This window comes from Nitratireductor lacus, assembly GCF_056431025.1.
Map to the genome: position 1 here is coordinate 1 of NZ_JBWKMB010000008.1, position 25,765 is coordinate 25,765.

Sequence of the window (25,765 nt, forward strand, 5' to 3'; positions counted from 1 at the left end):
CGGCTGCCTTCGCACCGCCATCCTTGCCGGCGGCTTCCACATCGGCCTTGACGATCCGGCCCTTCGGGCCAGAACCGGCGATGGCGGACAGGTCGAGACCGGCTTCCTTCGCCAGACGGCGGGCGAGCGGAGAGGCGAATACACGCTCGCCATCAGCGGACGGTGCTGCTTTCGCTTCAGCCGGCTTTGCCTCGGATTTGGCCGCGGGAGCTTCTTCCTTTGCAGGCTTTTCCGCCTTGGATTCCACCTTGGGTTCAGGCTTGGAGTCGGAACCGCCCTCGGCAGCTTTCGCCGCTTCGCCCGCATCCTCGCCTTCTTCGGCCAGAACCGCAATGAGCGCGTTGACCTTCACGCCTTCGGTGCCTTCCGGCACGACGATCTTGGCGACGGTACCCTCATCCACGGCTTCCACTTCCATGGTCGCCTTGTCGGTCTCGATCTCGGCGATCACATCGCCGGGCGCGACGCTATCCCCTTCCTTGACCATCCATTTGGCGAGATTGCCTTCCTCCATCGTCGGCGAAAGGGCAGGCATGGTGACTTTGATCGGCATGGTATCCTCCCCCTTAGCTGCGATAGGAAACGGCTTTCACCGCCTCGACCACTTCGGCCACGTTTGGCAGCGCCAGCTTTTCCAGGTTGGCCGCATAGGGCATCGGCACATCCTTGCCCGCGACCGTGATCACCGGCGCGTCGAGATAGTCGAAGGCCCGCTGCATCACCTGGCTGGCGATATGCGCGCCGACCGAAGACTGCGGGAACCCTTCCTCCACTGTCACCAGACGGTTGGTCTTCTTCACCGAAGCGATCACCGTATCGAGATCCATCGGGCGGATCGTGCGCAGGTCGATGACCTCCACGTCGATGCCCTCGCCCGCCAGCTCTTCCGCCGCCTTGACCGCATAGGTCATGCCGATGCCGAAGGAAACGATGGTCGCGTCCCTGCCTTCCTTGTGGATGCGCGCCTTGCCGATCGGCAGCACGAAATCATCCATCTTCGGAACGTCAAAGCTCTGGCCGTAGAGGATTTCGTTTTCGAGGAAGATCACCGGGTTCGGATCGCGGATCGCGGCTTTCAAAAGCCCCTTCGCGTCGGCTGCCGTATAAGGCATCACCACTTTCAGGCCGGGAATATGACCGTACCAGGCCGCGTAGCACTGCGAGTGCTGTGCCGCCACGCGGGCCGCCGCCCCGTTCGGTCCGCGAAACACGATGGGCGCGCCCATCTGGCCGCCGGCCATATAGAGCGTCTTGGCTGCCGAATTGACGATCTGATCGATCGCCTGCATGGCGAAGTTAAACGTCATGAACTCAACCACCGGCTTCAGCCCGGCAAAGGCCGCACCGACGCCAACGCCGGCAAAGCCGTGCTCGGTGATCGGCGTGTCGACCACGCGCTTGTCGCCGAACTCCTGAAGCAGCCCCTGCGTCACCTTGTAGGCGCCCTGATATTCGGCCACCTCTTCACCCATGACGAAGACGTCGCCATCGCGGCGCATTTCCTCGGCCATGGCATCGCGCAGCGCCTCGCGCACGGTGGTCGAAACCATCTCCGTGCCTTCCGGAATGTCCGGATCCGCCGCAACTTTCACCTCGGGCGCCGCCGGCACCGTTCCGGCAGACTTTTCTTCCGGCTCGGCCTTCGCGGCGCTGTCATCGGCGGACTTGTTCTGTTCGGTAGCCGGCTTCGAGGCAGCCTTGTCGAGATCGGCGTCGCTCTCGCCATCTGCCAGCAGCACGGCGATCGGCGTATTCACCTTCACGCCTTCGGTGCCTTCGGAGATCAGGATTTTTCCGAGCGTGCCTTCGTCCACGGCTTCCACTTCCATGGTCGCCTTGTCGGTTTCGATCTCGGCGATCACGTCACCGGGCGCGACGGCATCGCCTTCCTTCTTGATCCATTTGGAAAGATTGCCCTCTTCCATGGTCGGCGAGAGCGCGGGCATGAGAATTTCGGTTGGCATGTCGGCCCTCCCCTCAAAGCAGAATGTCGGTGTAAAGTTCAGACACATCCGGTTCCGGATCCGTCTGCGCGAATTCGGCCGAATCGCCGACGATGTCGCGCACCTCCTTGTCGATTGCCTTAAGCGCGTCCTCGTCTGCCCATTTCTTGGCCACGAGACGCTGCTTCACCTGCTCGATGGGATCATGTTCGGAGCGCATTTTCTGCACTTCATCCTTGGAGCGGTATTTTGCCGGATCGGACATGGAATGGCCGCGATAGCGGTAGGTCTGCATCTCGAGGATGATCGGCCCCTTGCCCGAACGGCACCAGTCCACGGCCAGATCGCCGGCAGCCTTCACCGCGCGCACATCCATGCCATCCACCTGAATGCCCGGGATCTTGAAGGAAAGACCGCGATGGGAGAAATCGGTTTCCGCCGAGGAGCGCGCCACCGCAGTGCCCATGGCGTAGCGGTTGTTCTCGATGATGTAGACCACCGGAAGCTTCCACAGCGAGGCCATGTTGAAGCTTTCATAGACCTGGCCCTGATTGGCCGCGCCATCGCCGAAATAGGTGATCGAAACGCTGTCGTCGCCGCGATAGCGGTTGGCAAAGGCAAGGCCCGTGCCGAGCGGCACCTGCGCACCGACAATGCCGTGACCGCCATAAAACTTCTTCTCCTTGGAGAACATGTGCATGGAGCCGCCCTTGCCCTTGGAGTAGCCGTTACGGCGCCCCGTAAGCTCGGCCATCACGCCGCGCGCTTCCATGCCGGTTGCGAGCATGTGACCATGATCGCGATAACCGGTGATCACCTGGTCGCCGTCCTTCATGCTCATCTGCATGCCGACGACGACAGCCTCCTGACCGATATAGAGATGACAGAAGCCGCCGATCAGGCCCATGCCATAAAGCTGGCCGGCCTTTTCCTCGAAGCGACGGATCAGAAGCATTTCACGATAGGCGTGAAGCTCCTGCTCCTTGTCGAAATCTTCTGGCTTTGGGGGTTTGGGTGCCTGAACGGCAGCCCCTGCCGCCCCTTTTTTGGTCGAGCGTGACCTTGCGGCACTTGTCTTGCTTGCGGCTCGCGCCATGCCTTTACTCCCTAGCTGACATTCCGGGGAATTTGTGCAACGGTGGAGCCAGGCAGAAATTGCGCCATGAGCCTCCCGTCATCTCCCGCTTATGGTAGATGAAGCTAGCACGTGGAACACAATTCGGCCATTCAAAATCCGCATAGCTGCCATGCAGCTAAATGATTGGATTTTCACACCTTATTGTTGATTAAGTGAAATTCAGTTAATTTACTGATCGGCGCCAATGAGGATAATCACCTCATTTTCCCGAGCCAGATTCAGCGCGCGGCGCGCCTGCTCGTCGAGCATGTCCTTCTCAAGACTGCCATCATTCACCAGAGCAACACGATGCTCCAGCTCCTTGCGTTTGACAACAAGGGCGTCAAGCCGCGCCTGAGCTTCCGCGATACGCGTCTCGAGCCTGTATTTGGAGTAGATGCCATACTCGCCATTGTAGGCATGAAAGCCGAAATAGGCGAGAAACAGCCCCGTGATCGTTGGAACGATCAGGCGGCCAGTGTTGCGGCGTTTGTGATGACGTGTCCACATGCGGAAAAAACCCTTCTCCCGCATGTGACCATATGTTGCTTAAAGGACCGTTATTTCCCTACGGTCACCTGAGAACTTTATCCGCGCAGGATTGATTTCCCGGCGTAGCGCGCCTGCGGACCGAGCTCTTCCTCGATGCGGATAAGCTGGTTGTACTTCGCCGTCCGGTCCGAACGTGCCAGCGAGCCGGTCTTGATCTGCCCGCAATTGGTGGCAACGGCCAGATCCGAAATGGTCGAATCCTCGGTCTCGCCGGAGCGGTGCGACATCACCGCCGTGTAGCCGGCCTTGTGCGCCGTCTCCACCGCGTCGAGCGTTTCCGTCAGCGTGCCGATCTGATTGACCTTGACGAGGATCGAATTGCCGATGCCCATCTTGATGCCGTCGCGCAGGCGCGCCGAATTGGTCACGAACAGATCGTCACCCACGAGCTGCGCCTTGTTGCCCACCAGGTCGGTGAGGATCTTCCAGCCCTCGAAATCGTCTTCCGACATGCCGTCTTCGATGGAGATGATCGGATAGTTGCCGACGAGCTTTGCAAGATACTCGGCCTGCGCCTTGCCGTCACGCGTCTGGCCTTCACCTTCGTAGACGTATTTGCCTTCCTTGAAGAACTCGGTCGCGGCGCAGTCGAGTGCGATGCCCACGTCCTCGCCCGGCTTGTAGCCGGCCTTCTCGATGGAGGCGAGAACGAAATCCAGTGCGTCTTCGGCGCTTTTCAGGTTCGGCGCAAAGCCACCCTCATCGCCCACATTGGTGTTGTGGCCGGCATCCTTCAGCCCTGCTTTCAGTGTGTGGAAGATTTCCGACCCCCAGCGCACGGCCTCGCGGATCGAGGATGCGCCGATGGGCATCACCATGAATTCCTGGAAATCGATCGGGTTGTCGGCATGGGCGCCGCCATTGACGATGTTCATCATCGGAACCGGCAGAACATGCGCAGAGGCCCCGCCCACATAGCGGTAGAGCGGGAGATTGGTGGCTTCGGCCGCAGCCTTTGCCACCGCCAGCGAAACACCGAGGATCGCATTTGCGCCAAGACGGCTCTTGTTCGGCGTGCCGTCGAGATCGATCATCGCCTGGTCGATCTGCATCTGATTTTCAGCTTCTAGCCCGCTCAGGGTCTCGAAGATTTCGCCATTGATGGCATCGACTGCCTGCTCGACACCCTTTCCGAGATAGCGCTTGCCGCCATCGCGCAGTTCAACGGCCTCATGAGCACCGGTCGATGCGCCCGAAGGCACTGCGGCACGCCCCATCGAGCCGTCTTCCAGAACCACATCGACCTCGACGGTGGGGTTGCCCCGGCTGTCCAGTATTTCGCGTCCGACAATGTCGAGAATGGCAGTCATTTTAGCTCTCTCTGATCTGGAGGTTGATCTTGGGTAAGCCCCCCAGGGGAGTAAAAACCCCGGTAGTGAAAACCCAAGAGGAAATGTCCGCGCTTTTCTTAGCGCAGACACGTGAAAACTCAATGTCGCGCCTGAGGTTCAGGCAGCCTTTGCGATCCGGTCGAACGCCATGAGACGCTCAAGAAGCCCCTTCATCTCGTGGAGCGGCACCATGTTCGGACCATCAGAGGGTGCATTGTCGGGATCCTGATGTGTTTCCATGAAGACGCCGGCCACGCCCACCGCGACTGCAGCACGCGCCAGCGTTTCAACGAATTCGCGCTGCCCGCCGGATGAGCCGCCACGGCCGCCCGGCTGGGCGACGGAGTGGGTTGCATCGAAGATGACCGGTGCGCCCATCGCCGCCATCTGCGGCAGTCCGCGCATGTCCGAGACAAGCGTGTTGTAGCCAAACGAGGTTCCGCGCTCGGTCGCCATCACATTGGGATTGCCCGATTCCGTCACCTTGGCGATCACGTTTTCCATGTCCCAGGGCGCAAGAAACTGCCCCTTCTTCACATTCACCACCTTGCCGGTCTTTGCTGCAGCGATCAGGAGATCGGTCTGGCGGCACAGAAATGCCGGGATCTGGAGCACATCGACCACGTCGGCCACGATCCGGCACTGTTCCTCGGTGTGAACGTCCGTAATCACCGGGAGATCGAACTCCTTGCGAATGTCGGCGAAGATCGGCATGGCCGCATCCAGCCCCGCCCCGCGCTTCCCAGAGAGTGATGTGCGGTTGGCCTTGTCGAAGCTGCTCTTATAGACGAGGCCGATTCCAAGCTCATCCGTGATTTCCTTGAGCGCACCTGCCATATCGAAAGCGTGCTCACGCGTTTCCATCTGACAGGGCCCGGCGATCAGCGCCAGCGGCGCGTCGTTGCCGAAAACGACCTTGCCGACAGTCACACGCGGATTGGGTTTCATTGGGTGAACTCCTCAAAGACAAACACGGCACCCTGCCCTGCCGCCGGCGGAACGATGACCGCACCGTCATGTTCGGCAAACAGAACCTGTCGCACCTTCAAATGGTCGCGCAGCCCGGCCAGATCCAGGCATTGGAAAACGATTGCAGCCAGATCGAACCGGCCGGACGCCGGCACCCGGTCTAGGCCGTATCTGGTTTTGTAAATATCCGGCGTAATCACCGTCAGCTCGGCATTGGCAAGCTTCAGAAGGATTTCCTCTGTCGCCGGTATCCGGTGCCTTTCACCGGAGAACGCGTCGAGAAACCCTGCATAGTCAGCCGGGGCGGCGGCGAGCATGACGATCCGCGCCGTTCCTGTCACGCCGTTTGCATGCTTTTCCAGTGCACCGCGACCTGCAGCCGGTAAGTTCACGCGCTGGCAGGTGAAGAAGAAATAGCCGTTTGCGCTTTCCGGTACGGCGAAGGCAAGGCGAAACGAAGCGATCGCTTCGTGCCCGTTGATATCGCGAAACGGACGCGAAAATGAAAGCGGATCGCCGGCCGATATGCCAGAATCGACAAAGCGCTTGTGATCCTCATCAGCGTCGCCGGTTCCAAGAACCACCGCCGAAAATCCTTCATCACCGAATTTTTCGCGAAACACGCCGTCACGCTGCACGAAAACATTGCCTGCAGCTTCCGCCTCAAGCGCAGCCTGCGGGGCCACCCGGCTCAACGGTTCGAGATAAGACCCGTCTGCGAAGAAAACGCAGCAGTTCCCGGTTCCGAACGGGTGAGCGGCATCCGCTGCCACGGTGAAGCCGAGCGCTTCCAGACGCCCGCGCGCAACCGCCAGATCGGCGGTTGGCAAAACACAATGGTCGAGCTTGCGTGGAGGATGCACGTCGTCTTCAGAAACCATGCACCGCATGTGCCCTAAGCCCCGGCGCTTTGCAAGTGCTCCACCGGTGAAGAAAGATCACCCCGCTGCGGCAGCGGGGCGAGATTATCAAACGAGACGCGACTGCTCCACAGCTGCTTCGATGAAGGAAGCAAAGAGCGGATGCGGCTCGAAGGGCCGGCTCTTCAGCTCGGGGTGATACTGCACGCCGATGAACCAGGGATGATCGGGATATTCGACCGTCTCCGGCAGAACGCCGTCGGGTGAAAGACCGGCGAAGACCAGTCCGCACTCTTCGAGCTTCTGACGATAGCCGATGTTCACTTCATAGCGATGGCGGTGACGCTCGGAAATCTCCTCGGAGCCATAGATCCCCGCAATCTTGGAGCCTTCGACAAGCTTCGATTCGTATGCGCCGAGACGCATCGTGCCGCCGAGGTCGCCGGAGGCCGTGCGCTTCTCCAGCATATTGCCCTTGAGCCACTCGGTCATCAGGCCGACGACCGGTTCGCTGGTCGGGCCGAACTCCGTGGAGGAAGCCTTTTCGATCCCGGCCAGAGACCGGGCCGCCTCGATACAGGCCATCTGCATGCCGAAGCAGATGCCGAAATACGGCACCTTGCGCTCGCGTGCGAACTTGGCGGCGAGAATCTTGCCTTCCGCGCCGCGCTCTCCGAAGCCGCCCGGCACCAGGATGCCATGCACTTTCTCAAGCCACGGAGCCGGGTCTTCCTTCTCGAAGATTTCCGCCTCGATCCATTCGAGCTTCACGCGCACCCGGTTTGCCATGCCGCCATGCGAGAGTGCTTCAATCAGCGACTTATAGGCGTCCTTCAGACCGGTGTATTTGCCGACAACGGCAATCGTGACCTGACCTTCGGGATTGTGGATGCGGTCTGCGACTTCTTCCCAACGCTCCATACGGGGCTTGGGCGCCGGATCGATGCCGAAAGCCGAAAGCACTTCCGAATCGAGACCTTCCTCGTGGTAGGCCATCGGCACGTCGTAGATATGCGCCACATCGAGCGCCTGAATGACGGCCGATTCGCGCACATTGCAGAAGAGCGACAGTTTGCGCCGTTCTTCCGCGGGGATTTCCCGGTCCGCGCGCACCAGAAGGATGTCAGGGGCAATGCCGATGGAACGCAATTCCTTCACGGAATGCTGCGTCGGCTTCGTCTTGAGTTCGCCCGCCGCCGGAATCCACGGCATCAGTGTCAGATGCACATAGACGGCGTTGCCGCGCGGCAGTTCGTTGCCGAGTTGGCGAATCGCTTCGAGGAAGGGCATCGCCTCGATGTCGCCGACGGTTCCGCCGATTTCGCACAGAACGAAATCGTAATCGTCATTGCCTTCGAGGACGAACTGCTTGATCTCGTCGGTAACGTGCGGGATCACCTGCACCGTGGCGCCCAGATAGTCGCCACGACGCTCTTTTTCCAGAATGTTCTGGTAGATCCGGCCTGTGGTGATGTTGTCCTGCTTGTTGGCCGAGCGCCCCGTGAAGCGCTCATAATGGCCAAGGTCCAGGTCGGTCTCGGCACCGTCATCGGTGACGAAAACCTCACCATGCTGATAGGGCGACATCGTGCCCGGATCAACATTCAGGTAGGGATCGAGTTTACGGATGCGAACGCGGTACCCACGGGCCTGTAACAGCGCGCCAAGGGCCGCTGCTGCAATGCCTTTTCCGAGGGAGGAGACCACGCCGCCGGTTATGAAAACATATCGCGCCATGGGACTCATCGCTTAACCGGACACAGGCGATTCCGCCAGCAAAAAATAACGAGACGCAAATCTTTTTGCGCCCCGCGGTGAATAAGTTTTGCGATTGGCAAAGCCGGCCGCAGCTCAGGCGACCGGTCAACCTCGCGGCACGGAGCTTACTGCCCCGTGGGAACCTGATCTTCAGGATTGGCGTCAGCCGGAGCCGCAGGCTCCTCGGTGGGAGCGGAGGCGCCCGCACCGCCAAGCTGGTCGAGAACGCCACCCGAACCTTCCGTCTGCTCGCTTCCGGCAGGGATACGGTCCAGAATGTCCGTCGGGCTCGCGCCGTAACGGGCGATCAGCGACAGGGCCAGCGATGTCGCAAAGAACGCCGCCGCCAGAATGGCCGTCGTGCGCGTCAGGGCATTGGCTGCACCGCGCGCGGACATGAAACCGGAACCGCCGCCGATGCCAAGCCCGCCACCCTCGGAGCGTTGCATGAGGACGACGCCAACCAGCGCGACCACGACGATCAGATGAATGACGATGATAACGGTCTGCATGTTTCCTTCCGGCTCTCCGGCTCGAAGCATCCGCCTCAATGCGGACGCGGCTCATTACACGGCTTTTGCCGATTTTCCAAGACCGCTGGAAATCCGCGTCCTGGCGCCTGTAAAATTTTTCCAGAAAACGGAGCCATACGCATCCGTTTTGGAGAGTTTGTGACGGTTTTCGGTCAAACCAGCCGGAATTCCCGAATTCCCGTCAAACCCATCCTCACATAGGCGCTTGCTGCTGTAACGCAAGCGTTTTCTCTGTCTCAGACCGGACAGGCAGCCGCAATCGCCAGAAAATCCACCGCCTTCAGGCTCGCCCCGCCGACGAGCGCGCCATCCACGTGCTCGACCGAAAGCAGTTCCGTCGCGTTGCCCGGTTTGACCGACCCTCCATAAAGAAGCCGCATCGTCCCGGCCTCTTCTCCCAAAAGCTTTTCCAGTTCGCCACGAATGTGCCTGTGCGCTTCGGCAACGTCCTCAACCGTTGGCGTCAAGCCGGTCCCGATGGCCCAGACCGGTTCGTACGCAACCACCGTGTTTTTCGCCTGTGCGCCTTTGGGAACGGACCCGAGAATTTGCCGTGAGAGAACCGAAAGCGTTTCGCCCGCTTCGCGCTGCGCCTTTGTCTCGCCGATACAGATCACCGCCGTCAGTCCGGCACGCCAGGCAGCTTCCGCCTTGTCGGACACGAGGGCGTCGGTCTCGCCGTGATCGGTACGGCGTTCCGAATGGCCGACCAGAACATGGGTCGCGCCGGCATCCGCCAGCATTTCGGCCGAAACATCGCCCGTATGGGCACCGGATGCTGCCGTGTGGCAATCCTGTCCGCCAAGATGAACCCTTCCGCCCAGCGCATCCCGCGCCAGCATCATCAGCGTTGCCGGCACGCATAGAAGGGCTTCGGCGCCATTGAACGATCCCTCGCCTATCGCCTTCAACTCGCCGATATCGGCGCTCATACCGTTCATTTTCCAGTTGCCTGCGATCAGGGGGCGAATTCCGGGCGTCATGGCGGTGTCCTCAACAAAACCAAACTCGGCAGCCTCCCTAGCAAAAACGCGGGCTGATGCAAAAGCAATTGGGATGGCAATTCCCACTCCGCTATCGACACTTGGCGTCTGGGACGCTATTGCGCTTCGTGGGGAACACTGCCCCGAATACACCAAGGAACTTCGGAAAAGCCATGCTCGACAGTCTGAGAAACGCCGCCTCCACCTGGATCGCCAAGCTGCTCCTGGGCCTACTTGTCGTGAGCTTTGCTGTCTGGGGTATTTCCGGCCAGGTTCTGAATGACCAGTCCCGCAACGTTCTGTCTGCCGGCAGCTCCTCGGTCTCCATGCTGGATTTCCGGCTTGCCTATGACCGGCAGATCAACGCTCTTTCACAACAGCTTGGAACCCGCGTCACGCGCGAGCAGGCTGTCGCCTTCGGTCTGGACGATCAGGTGCTGCAGCAGCTTGCCGCCGGCGCCTTGCTGGACGAAGAGGCCCGCCGGCTTGGCCTTGGCCTCTCGGGTGACAAGCTCGCCCAGCTGACTGCGGACGACCCGGCATTCCGCGGGCCCGATGGCCGTTTCGACCGCCAGCAGTTCGATTTCGTGCTGCGCCAGATCGGCATGCGTCCCGAGGACTATCTGAAGAACCGTGAGCAGGTGGCCATTCGCCAGCAGATTGTCGAAGCCGCGACAGACGGCATGAGCGTCCCGGATGAGCTGTTCAAGAATCTCGCGCTCTATCGTGGCGAAGACCGCACCGTCGAGTATCTCGCCGTGCCCCGGGCTCTTGTCGAACCAGTCGCCCAGCCGGACGATGCCACTCTGCAGGCTTGGTTCGATGAGCGCAAGGACGCCTATGCCGCCCCCGAATACCGCAAGTTCAGCTATGTGAAGCTTGAACCCTCCGATATCGCGGACCCGGAAGGCATTTCCGATGTGCAGGTGCAGAAAGCCTATGAGGATCTGCGCGATCGCTACACGACACCGGAGAAGCGCACGATTGACCAGATCGTGTTTTCGGACCGTGCTGCGGCTGAAGCCGCGCTCAAGGACCTGCTGGACGGCAAGAATTTTGCAGATGTGGCAACGGCTGCCGGCAAAAGCAGCGCGGACATCGCCCTTGGTACGCTCTCCCGCGGTGACGTTGCAGACGATGCTGTCGCCGATGCGGCATTCTCGCTCGAGGCGAACCAGTTCAGCGATGTGATCGACGGGGCTTTTGGACCCGTCATCATCTATGTCTCGGACATCCAGCCCGAGGTGGTACAGCCACTAAGCGAAGTCGAGAGCGAGATTCGCCAGGACCTGGCGCTCGAAGAGGCAGCGCGCGTTCTGCTTGATGTTCATGATTCCTATGAAGACGCCCGCGCAGGCGGCGCTTCCATGGCCGAAGCTGCAGAAAGACTGAAGCTTTCCATGCGGACCATCGAGGCCATCGACGCAAGTGCGCGCCGCCCTGATGGAACCATTGTGGGCGACCTGCCCGTTTCGGCCGAGCTTCTGCGCGAGGTTTTCGAAAGCGAAACCGGCATTGAAAATGCGCCGCTCTCCATGGGCGGCAACGGTTTTGTGTTTTATGAGGTCGAGGGCATCACGCCCGAGCGCGACCGTACGCTGGATGAAGTTCGCGATCAGGTCACACAGGACTGGCTGAAGGCGGAAACGGACCGCCTGCTGGCCGAGCGTGCCTCTGCATTCGCCAAGCGTCTTCAGGAAGGTGCGTCGCTGGACGAAATCGCGACCGAAATCGGCCAGGAGAAGCAGGTCAAGCGCGGCCTCAAGCGCAATGCCAACGACGCCGATCTCGGCCAGGCGGGTGTTGCGGCGGTGTTCTCCGTTCCGCGCAACGGAACCGGCGTTTTTGCGAATCCGGCTGGCGACGGCCAGTTCCTGTTCAGGGTCACGGAAGTATTCGAGCCGGCCAGTGCGACGGCGGAGAGCATTCCCGACAATCAGCGCGCCACGATGCGTTCAGCACTTGCCGATGACCTGCTCGACCAGATGGTTACGCGCCTGCAGGGCAAATATCCGGTTACGGTGAACCGGGCGGCCATGCAGGAAGCCCTGAGCTTCTGAGGCGGCAGATGAACGGATTCAAAACCTACATCGCCAAGGTCGCTTCCGGCGCCTCACTGAGCTTTGACGAGGCAAGGCAGGCTTTCGACATCATGATGTCGGGCGATGCGACGCCAAGCCAGATCGGCGGTTTTCTCATGGCTCTGCGCGTGCGCGGCGAGACCGTGGAAGAGATTTCCGGCGCGGTTGCCACGATGCGCGACAAGATGCTGCCGGTCTCTGCTCCCGATGACGCGGTGGACATCGTCGGCACCGGCGGCGATGCCTCCGGCTCTTACAATGTTTCGACCTGCTCGGCCTTCATCGTTGCGGGTGCCGGCGTGCCCGTCGCCAAGCACGGCAACAGGGCGCTCTCTTCGCGGTCCGGTGCGGCTGACACACTGGCTGCCCTTGGCATCAATATCGAGCTGACCCCGCAGGAGATCGCCGATTGCATCAACGAAGCGGGGCTGGGTTTCATGTTTGCGCCCGCCCATCACTCTGCCATGCGTCACGTCGGGCCGTCACGCGTTGAGCTCGGGACCCGCACGATCTTCAATCTTCTCGGGCCGCTTTCCAATCCGGCGGGTGTCCGCCGCCAGCTTGTGGGCGTGTTCGCACCGGAATGGGTGGCGCCAATCGCCGACGTGCTCAAACAGTTGGGCACAGAGTCCGCCTGGGTCGTTCACGGCGCAGGACTGGATGAGATGACGACCGCCGGAACGACGCAGGTTGCGGCGCTCGAGGACGGTGAAATCCGCCATTTTGAGATCACGCCCGAGGATGTCGGCCTGAAGCGGGTCACGATGGCGGATCTGAAAGGCGGCGAAGCGGCGTACAATGCCAGGGCGCTGAAAGCGGTGCTGGAAGGCGAGAAAAACGCCTACCGCGACATCTGCCTGTTGAACTCGGGTGCGGCGCTGGTTGTCGCAGGGCGCGTAAAAACCCTGAAGGATGGCATGAAGCTGGCCGCTGAATCGCTTGACCACGGGCATGCGCTGGCCACCCTGAATCAGCTGATCGAGGTTTCGAACAGGGGAGCCACAACCGGTGACGACTGATATTCTGCGCAGGATCGAAGCCTATAAACGCGAGGAAATCGCCGCGGCCAAGACCACCACGCCTCTGCCCGATCTTGTCGCCAGAACACGCGATGTCGAGGCACCGCGCGGCTTCGCCGATGCACTTCTTCAGAAACAGGCGGCCGGCCGCTTTGGACTGATTGCCGAAATAAAGAAGGCGAGCCCGTCGCGCGGGCTCATTCGGGCAGATTTCGACCCTCCCCGGCTGGCCGCGGCCTATGAAGAAGGCGGTGCTGCGTGCCTTTCCGTGTTGACCGACGGACCTTCCTTTCAGGGTGCGCCTGCGTTTCTCGAAGCTGCCCGCTCCGCATGTGCGTTGCCCGCGCTGCGCAAGGATTTCCTGTTCGAACCCTACCAGGTTTACGAAGCGCGCAGCTGGGGGGCGGACGCCATCCTGATCATCATGGCCAGCGTTTCGGACGATGAAGCCCGGGCTCTTGAAGATACCGCCCTCGAACTCGGCATGGACTGCCTGATCGAGGTCCACGACGAGCGTGAGCTGGAGCGCTCTCTCGAGCTTTCGTCACGCCTCATCGGTATCAACAATCGCAATCTGCGTACCTTTGCAACAAGCCTTGAAACCAGCGAACGGCTGGCTCCGCGCGTGCCTGAAAGCCGGCTGGTGGTTGGCGAGAGCGGCATCTTCACCAATGAAGATTGCCGTCGCCTGGCGCGTGCCGGCATGAACACCTTTCTGGTCGGCGAAAGCCTGATGCGGCAGGAGGATGTCGCCGGCGCAACCCGTGCCCTGCTGGGGCTCGACACGGCACATCCGGCAGGCTGAGCGATGAGCGATGAAACCGGAAAGCTGACGCATATCGGCGCTTCCGGAGAAGCGCATATGGTGGATGTGAGCGGCAAGCAGGAAAGCCGCAGGGAGGCCGTCGCCGAAGGCGCTGTCGTCATGCAGGCGCAAACGCTGGAAGCCATCCTTTCGGGCAATGCCAAAAAAGGCGATGTGCTCGCCACCGCGCGCATAGCCGGTATCATGGGCGCCAAGAAAACATCTGACCTCATTCCGCTATGCCATCCGCTGGCGCTTTCCAAAGTGGTGGTGGAAATTGAGCCGGATAACGCGCTGCCCGGCCTGAGAGTGCGTGCCCGTGTGCGGGTGACCGGCCAGACGGGGGTTGAAATGGAAGCGCTGACGGCCGTCTCCATCACCTGCCTGACCATCTACGACATGGCCAAGGCGCTGGATAAGGGAATGATCATCAGAGACGTTCGCCTTCTCGAAAAGACCGGAGGCAAATCCGGCGACTGGCGCGCACCGGAGCCTTCGGCATGACGCTTCTGCCGGTGGACGAGGCGCTGGAGCGTATTCTCGACGGCGTGAAAGCCCTGCCCGGTGAAATGGTGCCGATCGAAGAGGCAGACGGGCGTGTTCTGGCCGCCCCGCTTTCGGCGATGCGCACACAACCGCCTTTCGACGCGTCGGCCATGGATGGCTACGCCGTGCGGGCTGCGGATGTCGAAACTCCGCGTGCGGTGCGGTTGCGCGTGATCGGGGAATCGGCCGCCGGCAATCGGTTTCATGGCGCGGTCGGCGCCGGCGAAGCCGTTCGCATCTTCACCGGAGCGCCGGTGCCGGAAGGCGCCGATACGATCCTCATCCAGGAAAACGCCGACCTTCTCGACGATGGCAGCATCGAAGCAACGAGCACGGTGGCCAGCGGGCGCCACATCCGCAGGGCCGGGCTCGATTTTGTCGAAGGCGATGTCGTTCTCGAACAGGGGCGCCGGCTCGGGCCGGCCGGTGTCGGTCTTGCTGCCGCCGCCGGCCACGCGATGCTTTCGGTGACCGAGCGCCCGCTGGTTGCCATCATCGCCACGGGCGATGAGCTGGTGCGGCCCGGCGAAACCTGCGGCCCCGATCAGATCGTGGCTTCCAACGGGTTCGCCATTGGGGCTCTTGCCAAAAGCGAAGGGGCCCGGATCCTCGATCTGGGCATTGTCGGCGACGACAGCGCCACGATCACCGCCGCAGTGCAAAGGGCCGCCGCGGCGGGTGCGCATGTGCTTGTAACCCTTGGCGGCGCATCCGTGGGAGCGCGCGATCTGGTGCGGCAGGCCCTGCTCGACGCCGGCATGTCGCTCGACTTCTGGAAGATCGCCATGCGCCCGGGCAAACCGCTCATGTTTGGCCGGCTGGAAGATCGGAACAGCCGAAAACAGGATCCCACTTTCCGGTCCGATGCCCCCGGAACCATGCGGGTGCTTGGCCTTCCCGGCAATCCGGTCTCAAGCCTTGTCTGCGCCCATCTTTTCCTGCGCCCGCTTGTCGCCCGCCTTGGCCAGCGCAGCCATACGCCGGATCTGCGCGCAGCGGTTCTGGCAAGTGCCCTGCGCGAGAATGACGATCGCCGCGACTATATCCGCGCTTCGGTCGCTTCCGGCCCGGAAGGGCTGATCGCAACGCCCTTTTCGCTGCAGGATTCCTCCATGCTGACCACCCTGGCCGCGGCCAATGCGCTTATCGTGCGCGAACCGGGCGCGCCGGCTGCCGAGCCAGGTTCGCGCTGCCGCGTTCTGATGCTGGCATAGCCTCCAGGTATCCGCCGGAGAGCGGCGCTGCAGGGTAGGAAAAATCGGGACCGAGGACCTTACCCGTCGCCGCGCCCGGGAATGGGCAGTGTGACCTCTCTTCCGCCAAATCCATGAACGGAATCGTGTGCGCGGATGGTGACATGGGTGAGCCCGTCAGGCAGCGACACGCCGGACAGGCTGCGGGCAAATGGCTGTTCGCTCACATGCGGGTGCAGGAGTTTGCGTGACCCGAGGACATTGCCGGCATCGTCGACCACGTCCCATTGATCCGCGTAGTGCTCCCACCCTTCATCTGCATGTTCCACGGTGACGTCGAAGCGGTAGGTGCCACCGGTTTCGGCGTGGATTTTCACGTCGACGACGTTCGCTTCACCGGCCATCGCAGCCGGTGTGAACGCCGCAAAAACGATTGAAAATGCGAAAAACCCGGCGCGCCATATCCGGATACCATGGTTACGTCCATGGATCGGGGCGGCACTGCCGGGTTTCAACAAGACCCTGTTCCCGATCAGAACGGGATTTCGTCGTCGAGGTTCTGCGAATAGCCGCCTCCGCCGCCGCCACCGCTGTCAGCAGGACCGGACTGGCCGAAGTCGGAGCTCCGATTGCCGCCGCCACCACCATAGCCGACCTGACTGTCGCCACCCTGCCCGCGCGTGTCGAGCATCTGAAGTTCGCCACGGAACTTCTGCAGCACGATCTCGGTCGTGTAACGCTCCTGACCGTTCTGGTCTGTCCATTTGCGCGTCTGGAGCTGGCCCTCGATATAGACCTTGGCGCCCTTCTTCAGATACTGCTCGGCAACCTTGGCGAGATTGTCGTTGAAAATCACCACATTATGCCATTCGGTGCGCTCACGTCGCTCGCCCGACTGGCGATCGCGCCATGTTTCCGATGTGGCAATCCGCATGTTGACCACCGGATCGCCGGAATTGAGCCGCCGAATTTCCGGGTCGGCGCCCAGATTTCCCACCAGAATGACCTTGTTGACGCTGCCCGCCATAACGCTTCTCCACGCTTGTCCGAAATCTGTCGCGCACCATATCGCAAGCGAAGCTGCCGCGCGCTCTTCGCCTTTGCCCGCTCCGCTGTCGTCCACAGCTCATTTGTTCTTATTATGTTCACATTCGGCGGACATCTGTCAATGCCTTCAAGAGCGCCCTCCGGGACGCCCTCTGCGGCCGCCCCGAACGACGCTTCGGGCCGGCAGATGCAAGGAAAAGCCCCGCCGCCTTCTGGTCGCGCGGGGCTTCGGGTCTTCTGACCCTCCATACCGGGAATGGTTTACCGGTGTCGTCAGGCAGGGCGGTTTCACCAACCCTGTCTTCAAGTCGTTCTGATTTTCGGGGGGCAGCCAGCCGCCAGCGTTGTCATGCCTGCCGGCGAATGCGTTCTTCAGAAACGTCACGCGCCATGGACCGGAACCGAAACACATGCGTCGCGCCATGCGCCGAATGCGTAGCGGACCGATCAGCCAGCTGTGGCTTCGCGATCAAGGCGAAGCCCGGTGGATCGGTCAGGTGGATTCATGCCTTCCTCCTTCTTCGCGTTTCGGACATTTGCTCGGCGTCAGCGTGCTCTAGCGGCGGTGCGCAGCCGATGCGCCCACCGGCGCCTCTTGCGAGCGCTCAAAAGCCGCGAGCGCTGACCGGGGCATACTGCGCCTTCGGGTTTCGCCGGTCAAGCGAATGCCCCGCCATGCCGGCAAATGTGATCGTCTGTAACGATCCGCACGCTCCTGCCAGACACGCTCCTGCCAGAATTGTCAGGAGAACGTTCGGCCTTTGTTCTTTTTGCTTGCCCATCAGCCGGGCAAGCGTGTTAAAGGAAGGACATGCGCCCTTCCGCTCGTTGAGCGGCACTGGCGTATCTGCGGCGAAGCGATATCGGCTGGCGTCTTCCGTGGCGCTGCGGTCGACATTTGCGTGCCGCTTCCTACATGATGCACGGACCGGCATGCTGCCGGCCAATCCGGTTTCTCAAGACAGGCAGCGACGGGGCATGCCAGAACACAAGTCCATTACCATTCGCGGTGCGCGCGAGCACAACCTCAAGAATGTCGATCTCGACCTGCCGCGCGAGAAGCTGATCGTCATGACCGGCCTGTCGGGTTCCGGCAAGTCGTCGCTCGCCTTCGACACGATCTATGCCGAGGGACAGCGGCGCTATGTGGAGAGCCTTTCGGCCTATGCGCGCCAGTTCCTGGAAATGATGCAGAAGCCGGATGTCGACCAGATCGACGGGCTTTCGCCGGCCATTTCCATCGAGCAGAAAACAACGTCGAAGAACCCCCGCTCAACCGTCGGCACGGTGACGGAAATCTACGACTATATGCGCCTGCTTTTCGCACGCGTGGGCGTGCCCTATTCGCCAGCCACGGGCCTGCCCATCGAGAGCCAGACGGTGAGCCAGATGGTCGACCGGGTGATGGCGCTGGAGGAAGGCACTCGGCTCTATGTGCTCGCACCCATCGTGCGCGGGCGCAAGGGCGAATACCGCAAGGAGATGGCCGAACTCCAGAAGAAGGGCTTTCAGCGCGTCAAGGTGGACGGCACGTTCTATGAGATCGCCGAGGTGCCGGCACTCGACAAGAAATACAAGCACGACATCGACGTGGTGGTGGACCGCGTCGTGGTGCGCGACGATCTGGCGACCCGTCTGGCGGATTCGCTCGAAACCTGTCTAAAACTCGCCGACGGGCTGGCGATTGCCGAATTTGCCGACAGGCCGTTGTCCGACGAGGCGACCGCAAAGGGTGGCGGGGCCAACAAATCGAAGAACGAGACGCATGAGCGCATTGTTTTTTCGGAAAAGTTTGCCTGTCCCGTGTCAGGTTTCACGATCCCGGAGATCGAGCCGCGTCTGTTTTCGTTCAACAATCCGGCGGGCGCATGCCCCACCTGCGACGGGCTCGGCAGCCAGCGCGCCATCGATCCGAATCTGGTGGTGCCGGACGACAATGCGATCCTGCGCGAAGGAGCGATTGCACCCTGGGCTAAATCGACCTCGCCCTATTATCTGCAGACGCTGGAGGCGCTGGGCCGCGAATACGGCTTCAAGGTGGGCGACCGCTGGCGCGACCTGCCGGCAGACGGGCAGGACGCGATCCTGAACGGTACGGGCGAGAAGAAGATCGTCTTCGACTATGATGACGGCCTGCGCAGCTACCGAACCACAAAGCCCTTCGAAGGTGTCGTGGTCAATCTCCAGCGCCGCTGGAAGGAGACCGAATCGGCCTGGATGCGCGAGGAAATCGAGCGCTACATGTCGGCCCACCCCTGCCCGGCGTGCGGTGGACACCGCCTGAAGCCCGAGGCGCTGGCGGTGAAGATCGACGGCCTGCATATCGGTCAGGTCACCGAAATGTCGATCCGCAAGGCGGGTGCATGGTTCGAGGATCTGCCTGAGAATCTCAATGACAAACAGAATGAGATCGCGGTCCGCATCCTGAAGGAGATCCGCGAGCGACTGCGCTTTCTCAACGATGTGGGCCTCGACTATCTGACGCTTTCGCGCAATTCGGGCACGCTGTCGGGCGGCGAAAGCCAGCGCATCCGGCTTGCCTCACAGATCGGTTCGGGCTTGACCGGCGTTCTTTATGTGCTCGACGAGCCGTCCATCGGCCTGCATCAGCGCGACAATGACCGGCTTCTCGCAACACTCAGACATCTGCGCGATCTCGGCAATACGGTGATCGTGGTCGAGCATGACGAGGACGCCATTCTGACGGCCGACCATGTGGTCGACATCGGCCCTGCCGCTGGCGTCCACGGCGGGCAGATCATCGCTGAAGGCACGCCGCGCGACATCATGGCCAGTCCGGCCTCCATCACCGGCAAATATCTAACCGGTGCGATGGGGATCAAGATGCCCGAGCAGCGCCGCGAAATCCCGAAGAAGCGCCGCATCCGCGTCGTGGGCGCGCGCGGAAACAATTTGAAGGATGTGACGGCGGAAGTGCCGCTCGGCACGTTTTCCTGCGTCACCGGCGTTTCCGGTGGCGGCAAATCCACGCTTCTGATCGAGACGCTGTTCAAGTCCGCCTCACGCCGTATCATGGGCTCGCGCGAACAGCCCGCCGAGCATGACAGGATCGAAGGGCTCGAACATCTCGACAAGGTGATCGACATCGACCAGTCGCCGATCGGGCGCACGCCCCGGTCCAACCCGGCCACCTATACCGGCGCGTTCACGCCGATCCGCGACTGGTTTGCCGGCCTGCCGGAAGCCAAGGCGCGCGGCTACCAGCCCGGGCGCTTCTCGTTCAACGTCAAGGGCGGGCGCTGCGAGGCCTGCCAGGGCGACGGCGTCATCAAGATCGAGATGCATTTTTTGCCGGATGTCTACGTCACCTGCGATGTCTGCCATGGCAAGCGCTACAACCGCGAGACGCTCGAAGTCACCTTCAAGGGCAAGTCGATTGCCGATGTGCTGGAAATGACGGTGGATGAAGGCGTGGAATTTTTCGCTGCCGTGCCGGCCGTGCGCGACAAGCTGGTCACGCTCGCCCGCGTCGGTCTTGGCTATATCCATATCGGCCAGCAGGCCACCACACTTTCAGGCGGCGAGGCGCAGCGCATCAAGCTTGCCAAGGAACTGTCGAAACGGGCCACGGGCCGCACGCTCTACATTCTGGACGAGCCGACCACGGGCCTGCATTTCCACGATGTGGCAAAGCTGCTCGAAGTGCTGCATGAACTGGTCGACCAGGGCAACACGGTCGTGGTGATCGAGCACAATCTCGAAGTCATCAAGACCGCCGACTGGATCCTCGATCTTGGTCCCGAAGGCGGCGATGGCGGCGGCGAACTCGTCGCCTCGGGCTCCATCGACGACGTGATGGCCGAGCCGCGCAGCTATACCGGCAAATTCCTGAAAGAACTTCTCGAACGCCGGCCCGCCGGCAAGGCACAGGCAGCGGAGTAAACTGATGACCACAGGCACCATTCGCGCCGGCATGGGCGGCTGGACGTTTCAGCCATGGGAAGGCACGTTCTATCCCGACGACCTGCCGAAGAAGCGACAGCTCGAATATGCCTCCCGGCAGGTGCCGACAATCGAGGTGAACGGCACCTATTACGGCAGCCAGAAACCGGCCACCTATGCCAAATGGGCAAGTGAGGCGCCGGATGGGTTTGTCTTTTCGCTCAAGGGAAACCGCTTTGTGACGAATCGCAAGGTTCTCTCAGAAGCATCTGAATCTCTTGAAAAATTTCTTGGTTCTGGCATTTCCGAGATCGGCGAGAAGCTGGGCCCGCTGGTCTGGCAGTTCGCACCGACGAAAAAGTTCGATCCGGAGGATTTCGAGGGTTTTCTGAAACTGCTGCCGCACGAGCGCGACGGTGTGCCTCTCCGGCATGTTCTGGAGGTGCGCAACGAGACCTTCTGTACGCCGGAGTTTCCCCGGCTTGTGCGCAAATACGGCGCGGCGATCTGCTATGCGCATCACAACACCTATCCGGAAATCGCCGACGTGACCGGCGATTTCGTCTATGCCCGCCTGCAGCGCGGCGAGGACGATATTCCGACCGCATATCCTCCCAACGAACTCGATGGATGGGCAAAGCGCGCGAGGCTCTGGGCCGAGGGCGGACAGCCGGACGACCTGCCCCTTATGGACCCGACCTTCACGCCGGAGACCAAGGCGCGCGACGTGTTCGTCTATTTCATCCATGAAGGAAAGATTCGCGCGCCGCATGCCGCCAGGGCTTTCATGGAGCGCGCGGGCTAGATCGCCGTGCGTCCATCCGGACGCACAAAGGACGATCTAGACTATTGATGGAGCATCGGAATAGCCCGAAAACCGGATTCCACTTTTCGGTCCGATGCTCTAGCTCATGCCTGCGTGATTTTATGAGCTGCCTTTGGTGTTCGCTTTAAAGCTCTAATTTTGCTGATTTTTGTTCGCTTCTTTGGCAGCGTTTCGCCTACCTTTGTATGGTCCCAGCCCGCGGGCGGCGCGTGAAAACTGGCGTTGCTCATGCCATGGCCGATGGGGCTCGCTGATCGCATAAGCGATGTTGAACAGAAGCGCGTCAGACCCCTTTCGTTCAATGCGTATCTCGGCACTGCCACGACGGGCCAGGTCGCGCGCCGTGACTGTGTGTGTGCCATCGACCCCGCAGGGCCGATCGATGCGCGCATCATTGATGACGACAAGATCGACGGCCCCACACAGTTCACGAAGAGACCGTCTCGACATGGGCACATCCCCCTTGGTCACATGGCCGATAATCGCTCCGCTTTCGTGGCGCAGGACGCAGATGGCGTCGTTGCACAGGAAATGATGCGCTGACGCCCGGGCAATGAGTTCGGCAGTGCTCGCGCCGCTCAACCCGTCCGGTTTTCGCACAGTTTCAGTGCCTTCTGCGCGCAGCCAGTTTTCCAGCGAAAAGGCATTGGGACGTTTTCGATTGACAGCGAGCGCGCCATCCTGCGTGCGTACCGCCACGAGGCGTGCGTCCTCGGAGATAAGGACGTCAGGCAGACTGCGTGTCGCTATGAGAAAAAATCCCATCGCCAGGAACGGCAATGCGGCAATCCTCAGCCTCGTTGTGGTCATGGTGAGAACGACGAGTGCCGCTGTCAGGCTCAGTGTGGCGCCAAGCGGTATCGCCCCGGTCGCATCGATGGGGGTTCGCTCCGAGAACCATCGCGCTATGCTCATGACCGTGGAAATGCCCCATCCCATCACGGCCAGCGGCCATCCATCGAGATTGAGCGGCATCGTTGCAATTGCGGCGACGGCGGAGGGCATCACCACCAGGGAAACGACAGGCATCGCCGCCAGATTGGCGCCGAGAGCCAGCGGCGAGGCCCGCTGAAAATGCCAGACGCCATAGAGCGTTGTTGCGGTGCCGGCGATCAGGGATGTGAGCGCAATTCCGCCAATGGACAGGAGAACGAGATGGATGAGCTTCGAAGCGCCTCTCCGCTCGACATATGGCTTTCGGGCGAGCCGCTTCTCGCGGTGCGCGTTCCAGGCCGCATACCCTGCGATCAGTGCGGCCGTTGCCGAGAAAGACATCTGGAAACCCGGGCCGACAACCTCATGCGGCGTCGTGATGATCACTGCCAGTGCCGCAACCGCCAGATTGCGCATGGTCAGGGCAGCACGATCGAACAGCAGCGCCAGCAGCATGACCGCGAGCATCAGAAAGCTGCGCTGCGCCGCCACACCGCTGCCGGAAACGAGCAGATAGAAGAAACAGACAAGCAGCGCCGCTGCGGCAGCGTATTTGCGCACGGGATGGCGAGAAGAAAAACCCGGGAACAGGGCAAAGCCCAGCCTTGCGGTTCCGATGATCGTGAAAGCTGCAAGCGCCATGTGCAGACCCGAAATGGCAAGGACATGCGCAAGCCCGGCGCGGCGCAGGTCTTCATTGTATGCTTCGGGAATGCCGCCTCTCATGCCCGTGATCAACGCCGCTGCAACCTCGCCTTCGGCCCCGCCCACCCGCTCGCGCAGCCGCGCGGCCAGGCCTTCCCGCAGTCCCTGCAGCGTGGACGAGATCCGCTGCACCCACTGCCGCGCGCCGGGCAACGGCTCGATCTCCACAGGTTCGGGATCGCGCATGAAAAAGCCCACGGCCCCGAGCCCGTCAAAATAGCTCTCGAAAGAAAAATCATAAGCGTGTGGCCGCACCGGCCCTGAGGGTGTCATCAGGCGCACGAGGCCCCCGATCCCGTCACCCGGTCTCAGCCCGGCCGGGATGGAGCGCGCCGACAGGCGCGCCCGCGCCGGTGCATAACGCAACTGCGGGCGTCTGGTGGACACCACATCCACTGTCAGGCGGAAACGCCCATTCGCACGATGCTCAATGCTGATGACGCGGGCGGTGAGCCGGGTGGTCACGTCGGCGCCGAGCATGGGCGTACCGGCCCGCCAGCTCTCCACTTTGGCGCAGGCGAGCCCCAGCAGAACGATGAGGGCTGCAAGAAAGGCACCACGCAGGAGCGGCTTTCCCGCGGCCAGGAATGCCACAAGGGCAAGCGCGAGCAGACCGCAGACAACGGCATAGGCCGGAGGCTCGACCGGCAAGGCGAAATAAGCGAGCGCGCCACTGCCCAGCAGGACAGGAAGCCAAAGGAACAAAGTGCCTCTTGCCGCTTCCCGCGAAAGCGCGGCACGCATATCTGCATTCAGACGCTTGCCGAGCGGGGCGACGAGGCCATGGATTCGCGCTGCGACCGGCGCATGCGCACGGCGCGCCGGCGACACCACAATGTCCTGCGTTGCGTCTTCAGCTTCCGGCGTCTGCGTGCCGACGGCGAACTGCGCCCGCTCGTCGCTCTCCGCAATCGCCAGTTTGCCCCCCATCGGCCTGGCCTCCCGTGCAATGCTTGCGCCCGGACCGTTCTATGCTACATGACAGCCAACCGAAGGCCACCTGCGGTATCACACACCCCAGCGGATCGTGAGACCGCGCCAATTCCCGGGATAGATTCATGACCACACCCGTCGTCACGCGCTTTGCACCCTCACCCACCGGATTTCTTCATATCGGCGGTGCGCGCACGGCCCTTTTCAACTGGCTCTATGCGCGCCACACCGGTGGAAAAATGCTGCTGCGCATCGAAGACACGGACCGGCAGCGCTCGACCGATGAGGCCACGGCGGCCATTCTGGACGGGCTTGCCTGGCTGGGGCTCAACTGCGACGGAGAACCGGTCTCGCAGTTCGAGCGGGCGGACCGGCATCGCGCGGTCGCCGAGGAACTGGTCGCCAAGGGCGAGGCCTATTACTGCTACAGCTCCCAGGAAGAGCTTGAGGCGATGCGCGAGAAGGCGCGCGCCGAGGGCCGCCCGCCCCGCTATGACGGCACCTGGCGCGACCGTGATCCTTCAGAGGCTCCCGAGGGCGTCAAGCCCGTGATCCGCATCAAGACGCCCCGGGACGGCGAAACCGTGGTCGAGGACCAGGTACAGGGCACGGTGCGATTTCCCAACAAGGATCTCGACGATTTCATCATCCTTCGCTCCGACGGTTCGCCGACCTACATGCATGCCGTCGTGGTCGACGATCACGACATGGGCGTCACGCACATCATCCGCGGCGACGATCACCTGACCAATGCCGCGCGCCAGACGGTGATCTACAGGGCCATGGGCTGGGAGGTGCCGGTGATGGCCCATATCCCGCTTATTCATGGGCCAGACGGCGCCAAGCTCTCCAAGCGCCACGGCGCGCTCGGCGTCGAGGCCTATCGGGAGATGGGATATCTACCCTCCGCCCTGCGCAACTATCTGGCACGGCTCGGCTGGAGCCACGGAGATGACGAGATCATGTCCGACGAGGACATGATTCGCTGGTTCGACATCGTTGACGTGAACAAGGGCGCCGCGCGTTTCGATTTCCAGAAGCTGGAAGCGCTGAACGGCGTGCATATGCGGCAGATGGACGATGCGAAGCTGCTCGACGTGCTGGTCGGCACATTGCCATATCTCGACGGTGGGAGAGCGCTTCTCGACGCACTCGACGAGACGCGGAAAAACCAGCTTTTGCAGGCCCTTCCCGGCTTGAAAGAGCGCGCCAAGACTCTCGTGGAACTCGTTGATAGTGCGGGCTTTCTTTTCGCAGAGCGACCACTGTCGATCGACGAGAATGCTGCACAGCTGCTTGACGAGAATGCACGCCAGCTGCTTGCGGAAATTCTTCCCGTATTGCAAAATGTCGGCGATTGGACCCTTGCGAACATCGAAGCTGCTGTCCGCGTCTTTGCGGAACAGACCGAACGCAAGCTTGGCAAAGTTGCCCAACCCTTGCGGGCAGCGCTCGTCGGGCGCACCACATCGCCAGGCATCTTCGATGTTCTCTCCGTTCTTGGGCGAGAGGAGAGTTTGGCGCGCATCCGCGATCAGGCTGCCTAGCTTCGTCCCGCAAAGGACCTGGCTGGCGGAGCGGGTTCGATCACCGAGAGCGTGCTGCACTGCAATATTCAGATGCTGCACGCGCTTGGCACCACGGGGGAAATGCGTTAGCTATTTCGCGCGCTCGACCGCCGGCCATTTTTATTTGGGCGACAGTTTTCTGGCGCCAAGTTCCTTGAAG

General features: G+C 61.6%; 22 protein-coding genes. 8 read left to right on the forward strand and 14 right to left on the reverse strand.

Annotated features, from left to right (window positions below):
• The 10 genes from AC07E3_RS08235 to tpiA all read right to left on the reverse strand — a co-directional run.
• Window positions 1-553 (reverse strand): biotin/lipoyl-containing protein (locus AC07E3_RS08235; protein ID WP_478361124.1); only part of this gene is annotated, 553 nt, incomplete at its 3' end.
• 13 nt (window positions 554-566) lie between these two features.
• A complete protein-coding gene (locus tag AC07E3_RS08240; RefSeq protein WP_478361126.1) occupies window positions 567-1,964 on the reverse strand; it encodes a pyruvate dehydrogenase complex E1 component subunit beta in 1,398 nt (465 codons plus the stop codon).
• Window positions 1,965-1,977: 13 nt separating this feature from the next.
• Window positions 1,978-3,039 (reverse strand): pyruvate dehydrogenase (acetyl-transferring) E1 component subunit alpha, encoded by a 1,062-nt coding sequence (gene pdhA / locus AC07E3_RS08245; protein ID WP_065817470.1) that lies wholly within the window; start codon window positions 3,037-3,039, stop codon window positions 1,978-1,980.
• A gap of 210 nt (window positions 3,040-3,249) precedes the next feature.
• Window positions 3,250-3,570, reverse strand: coding sequence for an FtsB family cell division protein (locus AC07E3_RS08250; protein WP_478361128.1), 321 nt, complete (start codon window positions 3,568-3,570; stop codon window positions 3,250-3,252).
• Between the two features lie 77 nt (window positions 3,571-3,647).
• A complete protein-coding gene (gene eno / locus AC07E3_RS08255) occupies window positions 3,648-4,922 on the reverse strand; it encodes a phosphopyruvate hydratase (RefSeq protein WP_336064851.1) in 1,275 nt (424 codons plus the stop codon).
• Window positions 4,923-5,060: 138 nt separating this feature from the next.
• Window positions 5,061-5,891, reverse strand: coding sequence for a 3-deoxy-8-phosphooctulonate synthase (kdsA, locus tag AC07E3_RS08260; RefSeq protein WP_478361131.1), 831 nt, complete (start codon window positions 5,889-5,891; stop codon window positions 5,061-5,063).
• A complete protein-coding gene (locus AC07E3_RS08265) occupies window positions 5,888-6,793 on the reverse strand; it encodes a VOC family protein (protein ID WP_478361133.1) in 906 nt (301 codons plus the stop codon). The genes kdsA and AC07E3_RS08265 overlap by 4 nt, the downstream gene beginning before the upstream one ends.
• Before the next feature lie 87 nt (window positions 6,794-6,880).
• Window positions 6,881-8,509, reverse strand: coding sequence for a CTP synthase (locus tag AC07E3_RS08270; RefSeq protein WP_322339139.1), 1,629 nt, complete (start codon window positions 8,507-8,509; stop codon window positions 6,881-6,883).
• A 146-nt stretch (window positions 8,510-8,655) separates the two neighbouring features.
• Window positions 8,656-9,042, reverse strand: a complete 387-nt coding sequence (gene secG, locus AC07E3_RS08275; protein WP_065817475.1) for a preprotein translocase subunit SecG — start codon at window positions 9,040-9,042, stop codon at window positions 8,656-8,658.
• A 257-nt stretch (window positions 9,043-9,299) separates the two neighbouring features.
• Window positions 9,300-10,046 carry a triose-phosphate isomerase gene (tpiA, locus tag AC07E3_RS08280; RefSeq protein WP_478361136.1) on the reverse strand — a complete coding sequence of 249 codons (747 nt, stop codon included), beginning with the start codon at window positions 10,044-10,046 and terminating at the stop codon, window positions 9,300-9,302.
• 173 nt (window positions 10,047-10,219) lie between these two features.
• Here tpiA and AC07E3_RS08285 point away from each other — a divergent pair, with 173 nt between their 5' ends.
• The 5 genes from AC07E3_RS08285 to AC07E3_RS08305 are packed head-to-tail and all read left to right on the forward strand — an operon-like array spanning window position 10,220 to window position 15,711.
• Window positions 10,220-12,106, forward strand: coding sequence for a SurA N-terminal domain-containing protein (locus AC07E3_RS08285; protein WP_478361138.1), 1,887 nt, complete (start codon window positions 10,220-10,222; stop codon window positions 12,104-12,106).
• A gap of 8 nt (window positions 12,107-12,114) precedes the next feature.
• The gene (gene trpD / locus AC07E3_RS08290; protein ID WP_478361140.1) at window positions 12,115-13,146 is read left to right on the forward strand and encodes an anthranilate phosphoribosyltransferase; all 1,032 of its coding nucleotides are present in this window, start codon (window positions 12,115-12,117) and stop codon (window positions 13,144-13,146) included.
• Window positions 13,136-13,951 (forward strand): indole-3-glycerol phosphate synthase TrpC, encoded by an 816-nt coding sequence (gene trpC, locus AC07E3_RS08295; protein ID WP_478361142.1) that lies wholly within the window; start codon window positions 13,136-13,138, stop codon window positions 13,949-13,951. Before trpD ends, trpC begins: the two co-directional genes overlap by 11 nt.
• A gap of 3 nt (window positions 13,952-13,954) precedes the next feature.
• Window positions 13,955-14,455, forward strand: coding sequence for a cyclic pyranopterin monophosphate synthase MoaC (gene moaC, locus AC07E3_RS08300; protein WP_478361144.1), 501 nt, complete (start codon window positions 13,955-13,957; stop codon window positions 14,453-14,455).
• Complete coding sequence (locus AC07E3_RS08305) at window positions 14,452-15,711, forward strand: molybdopterin molybdotransferase MoeA (RefSeq protein ID WP_336064867.1); 1,260 nt, start codon at window positions 14,452-14,454, stop codon at window positions 15,709-15,711. Before moaC ends, AC07E3_RS08305 begins: the two co-directional genes overlap by 4 nt.
• A gap of 59 nt (window positions 15,712-15,770) precedes the next feature.
• Here the strand turns inward: AC07E3_RS08305 and AC07E3_RS08310 are convergent, their stop codons facing one another.
• From AC07E3_RS08310 to AC07E3_RS08320, 3 genes are all read right to left on the reverse strand, one after another.
• Window positions 15,771-16,094 (reverse strand): hypothetical protein, encoded by a 324-nt coding sequence (locus AC07E3_RS08310; protein ID WP_478361146.1) that lies wholly within the window; start codon window positions 16,092-16,094, stop codon window positions 15,771-15,773.
• Window positions 16,095-16,222: 128 nt separating this feature from the next.
• Window positions 16,223-16,717 carry a single-stranded DNA-binding protein gene (locus AC07E3_RS08315; protein WP_336064871.1) on the reverse strand — a complete coding sequence of 165 codons (495 nt, stop codon included), beginning with the start codon at window positions 16,715-16,717 and terminating at the stop codon, window positions 16,223-16,225.
• Between the two features lie 625 nt (window positions 16,718-17,342).
• On the reverse strand, window positions 17,343-17,684 hold the full coding sequence (locus AC07E3_RS08320; RefSeq protein WP_336064873.1) for a hypothetical protein: 342 nt from the start codon (window positions 17,682-17,684) through the stop codon (window positions 17,343-17,345).
• Window positions 17,685-17,715: 31 nt separating this feature from the next.
• Here AC07E3_RS08320 and uvrA point away from each other — a divergent pair, with 31 nt between their 5' ends.
• The gene (uvrA, locus tag AC07E3_RS08325; protein WP_478361148.1) at window positions 17,716-20,640 is read left to right on the forward strand and encodes an excinuclease ABC subunit UvrA; all 2,925 of its coding nucleotides are present in this window, start codon (window positions 17,716-17,718) and stop codon (window positions 20,638-20,640) included.
• Window positions 20,641-20,644: 4 nt separating this feature from the next.
• Complete coding sequence (locus AC07E3_RS08330; RefSeq protein ID WP_336064877.1) at window positions 20,645-21,445, forward strand: DUF72 domain-containing protein; 801 nt, start codon at window positions 20,645-20,647, stop codon at window positions 21,443-21,445.
• Window positions 21,446-21,598: 153 nt separating this feature from the next.
• Here the strand turns inward: AC07E3_RS08330 and AC07E3_RS08335 are convergent, their stop codons facing one another.
• Window positions 21,599-24,034: a ComEC/Rec2 family competence protein gene (locus AC07E3_RS08335; RefSeq protein ID WP_336064879.1), complete on the reverse strand. Its 2,436-nt coding sequence runs from the start codon at window positions 24,032-24,034 to the stop codon at window positions 21,599-21,601.
• 128 nt (window positions 24,035-24,162) lie between these two features.
• Here AC07E3_RS08335 and gltX point away from each other — a divergent pair, with 128 nt between their 5' ends.
• A complete protein-coding gene (gene gltX, locus AC07E3_RS08340) occupies window positions 24,163-25,584 on the forward strand; it encodes a glutamate--tRNA ligase (protein ID WP_478361150.1) in 1,422 nt (473 codons plus the stop codon).
• The last annotated feature ends 181 nt before the right edge of the window (window positions 25,585-25,765 follow it).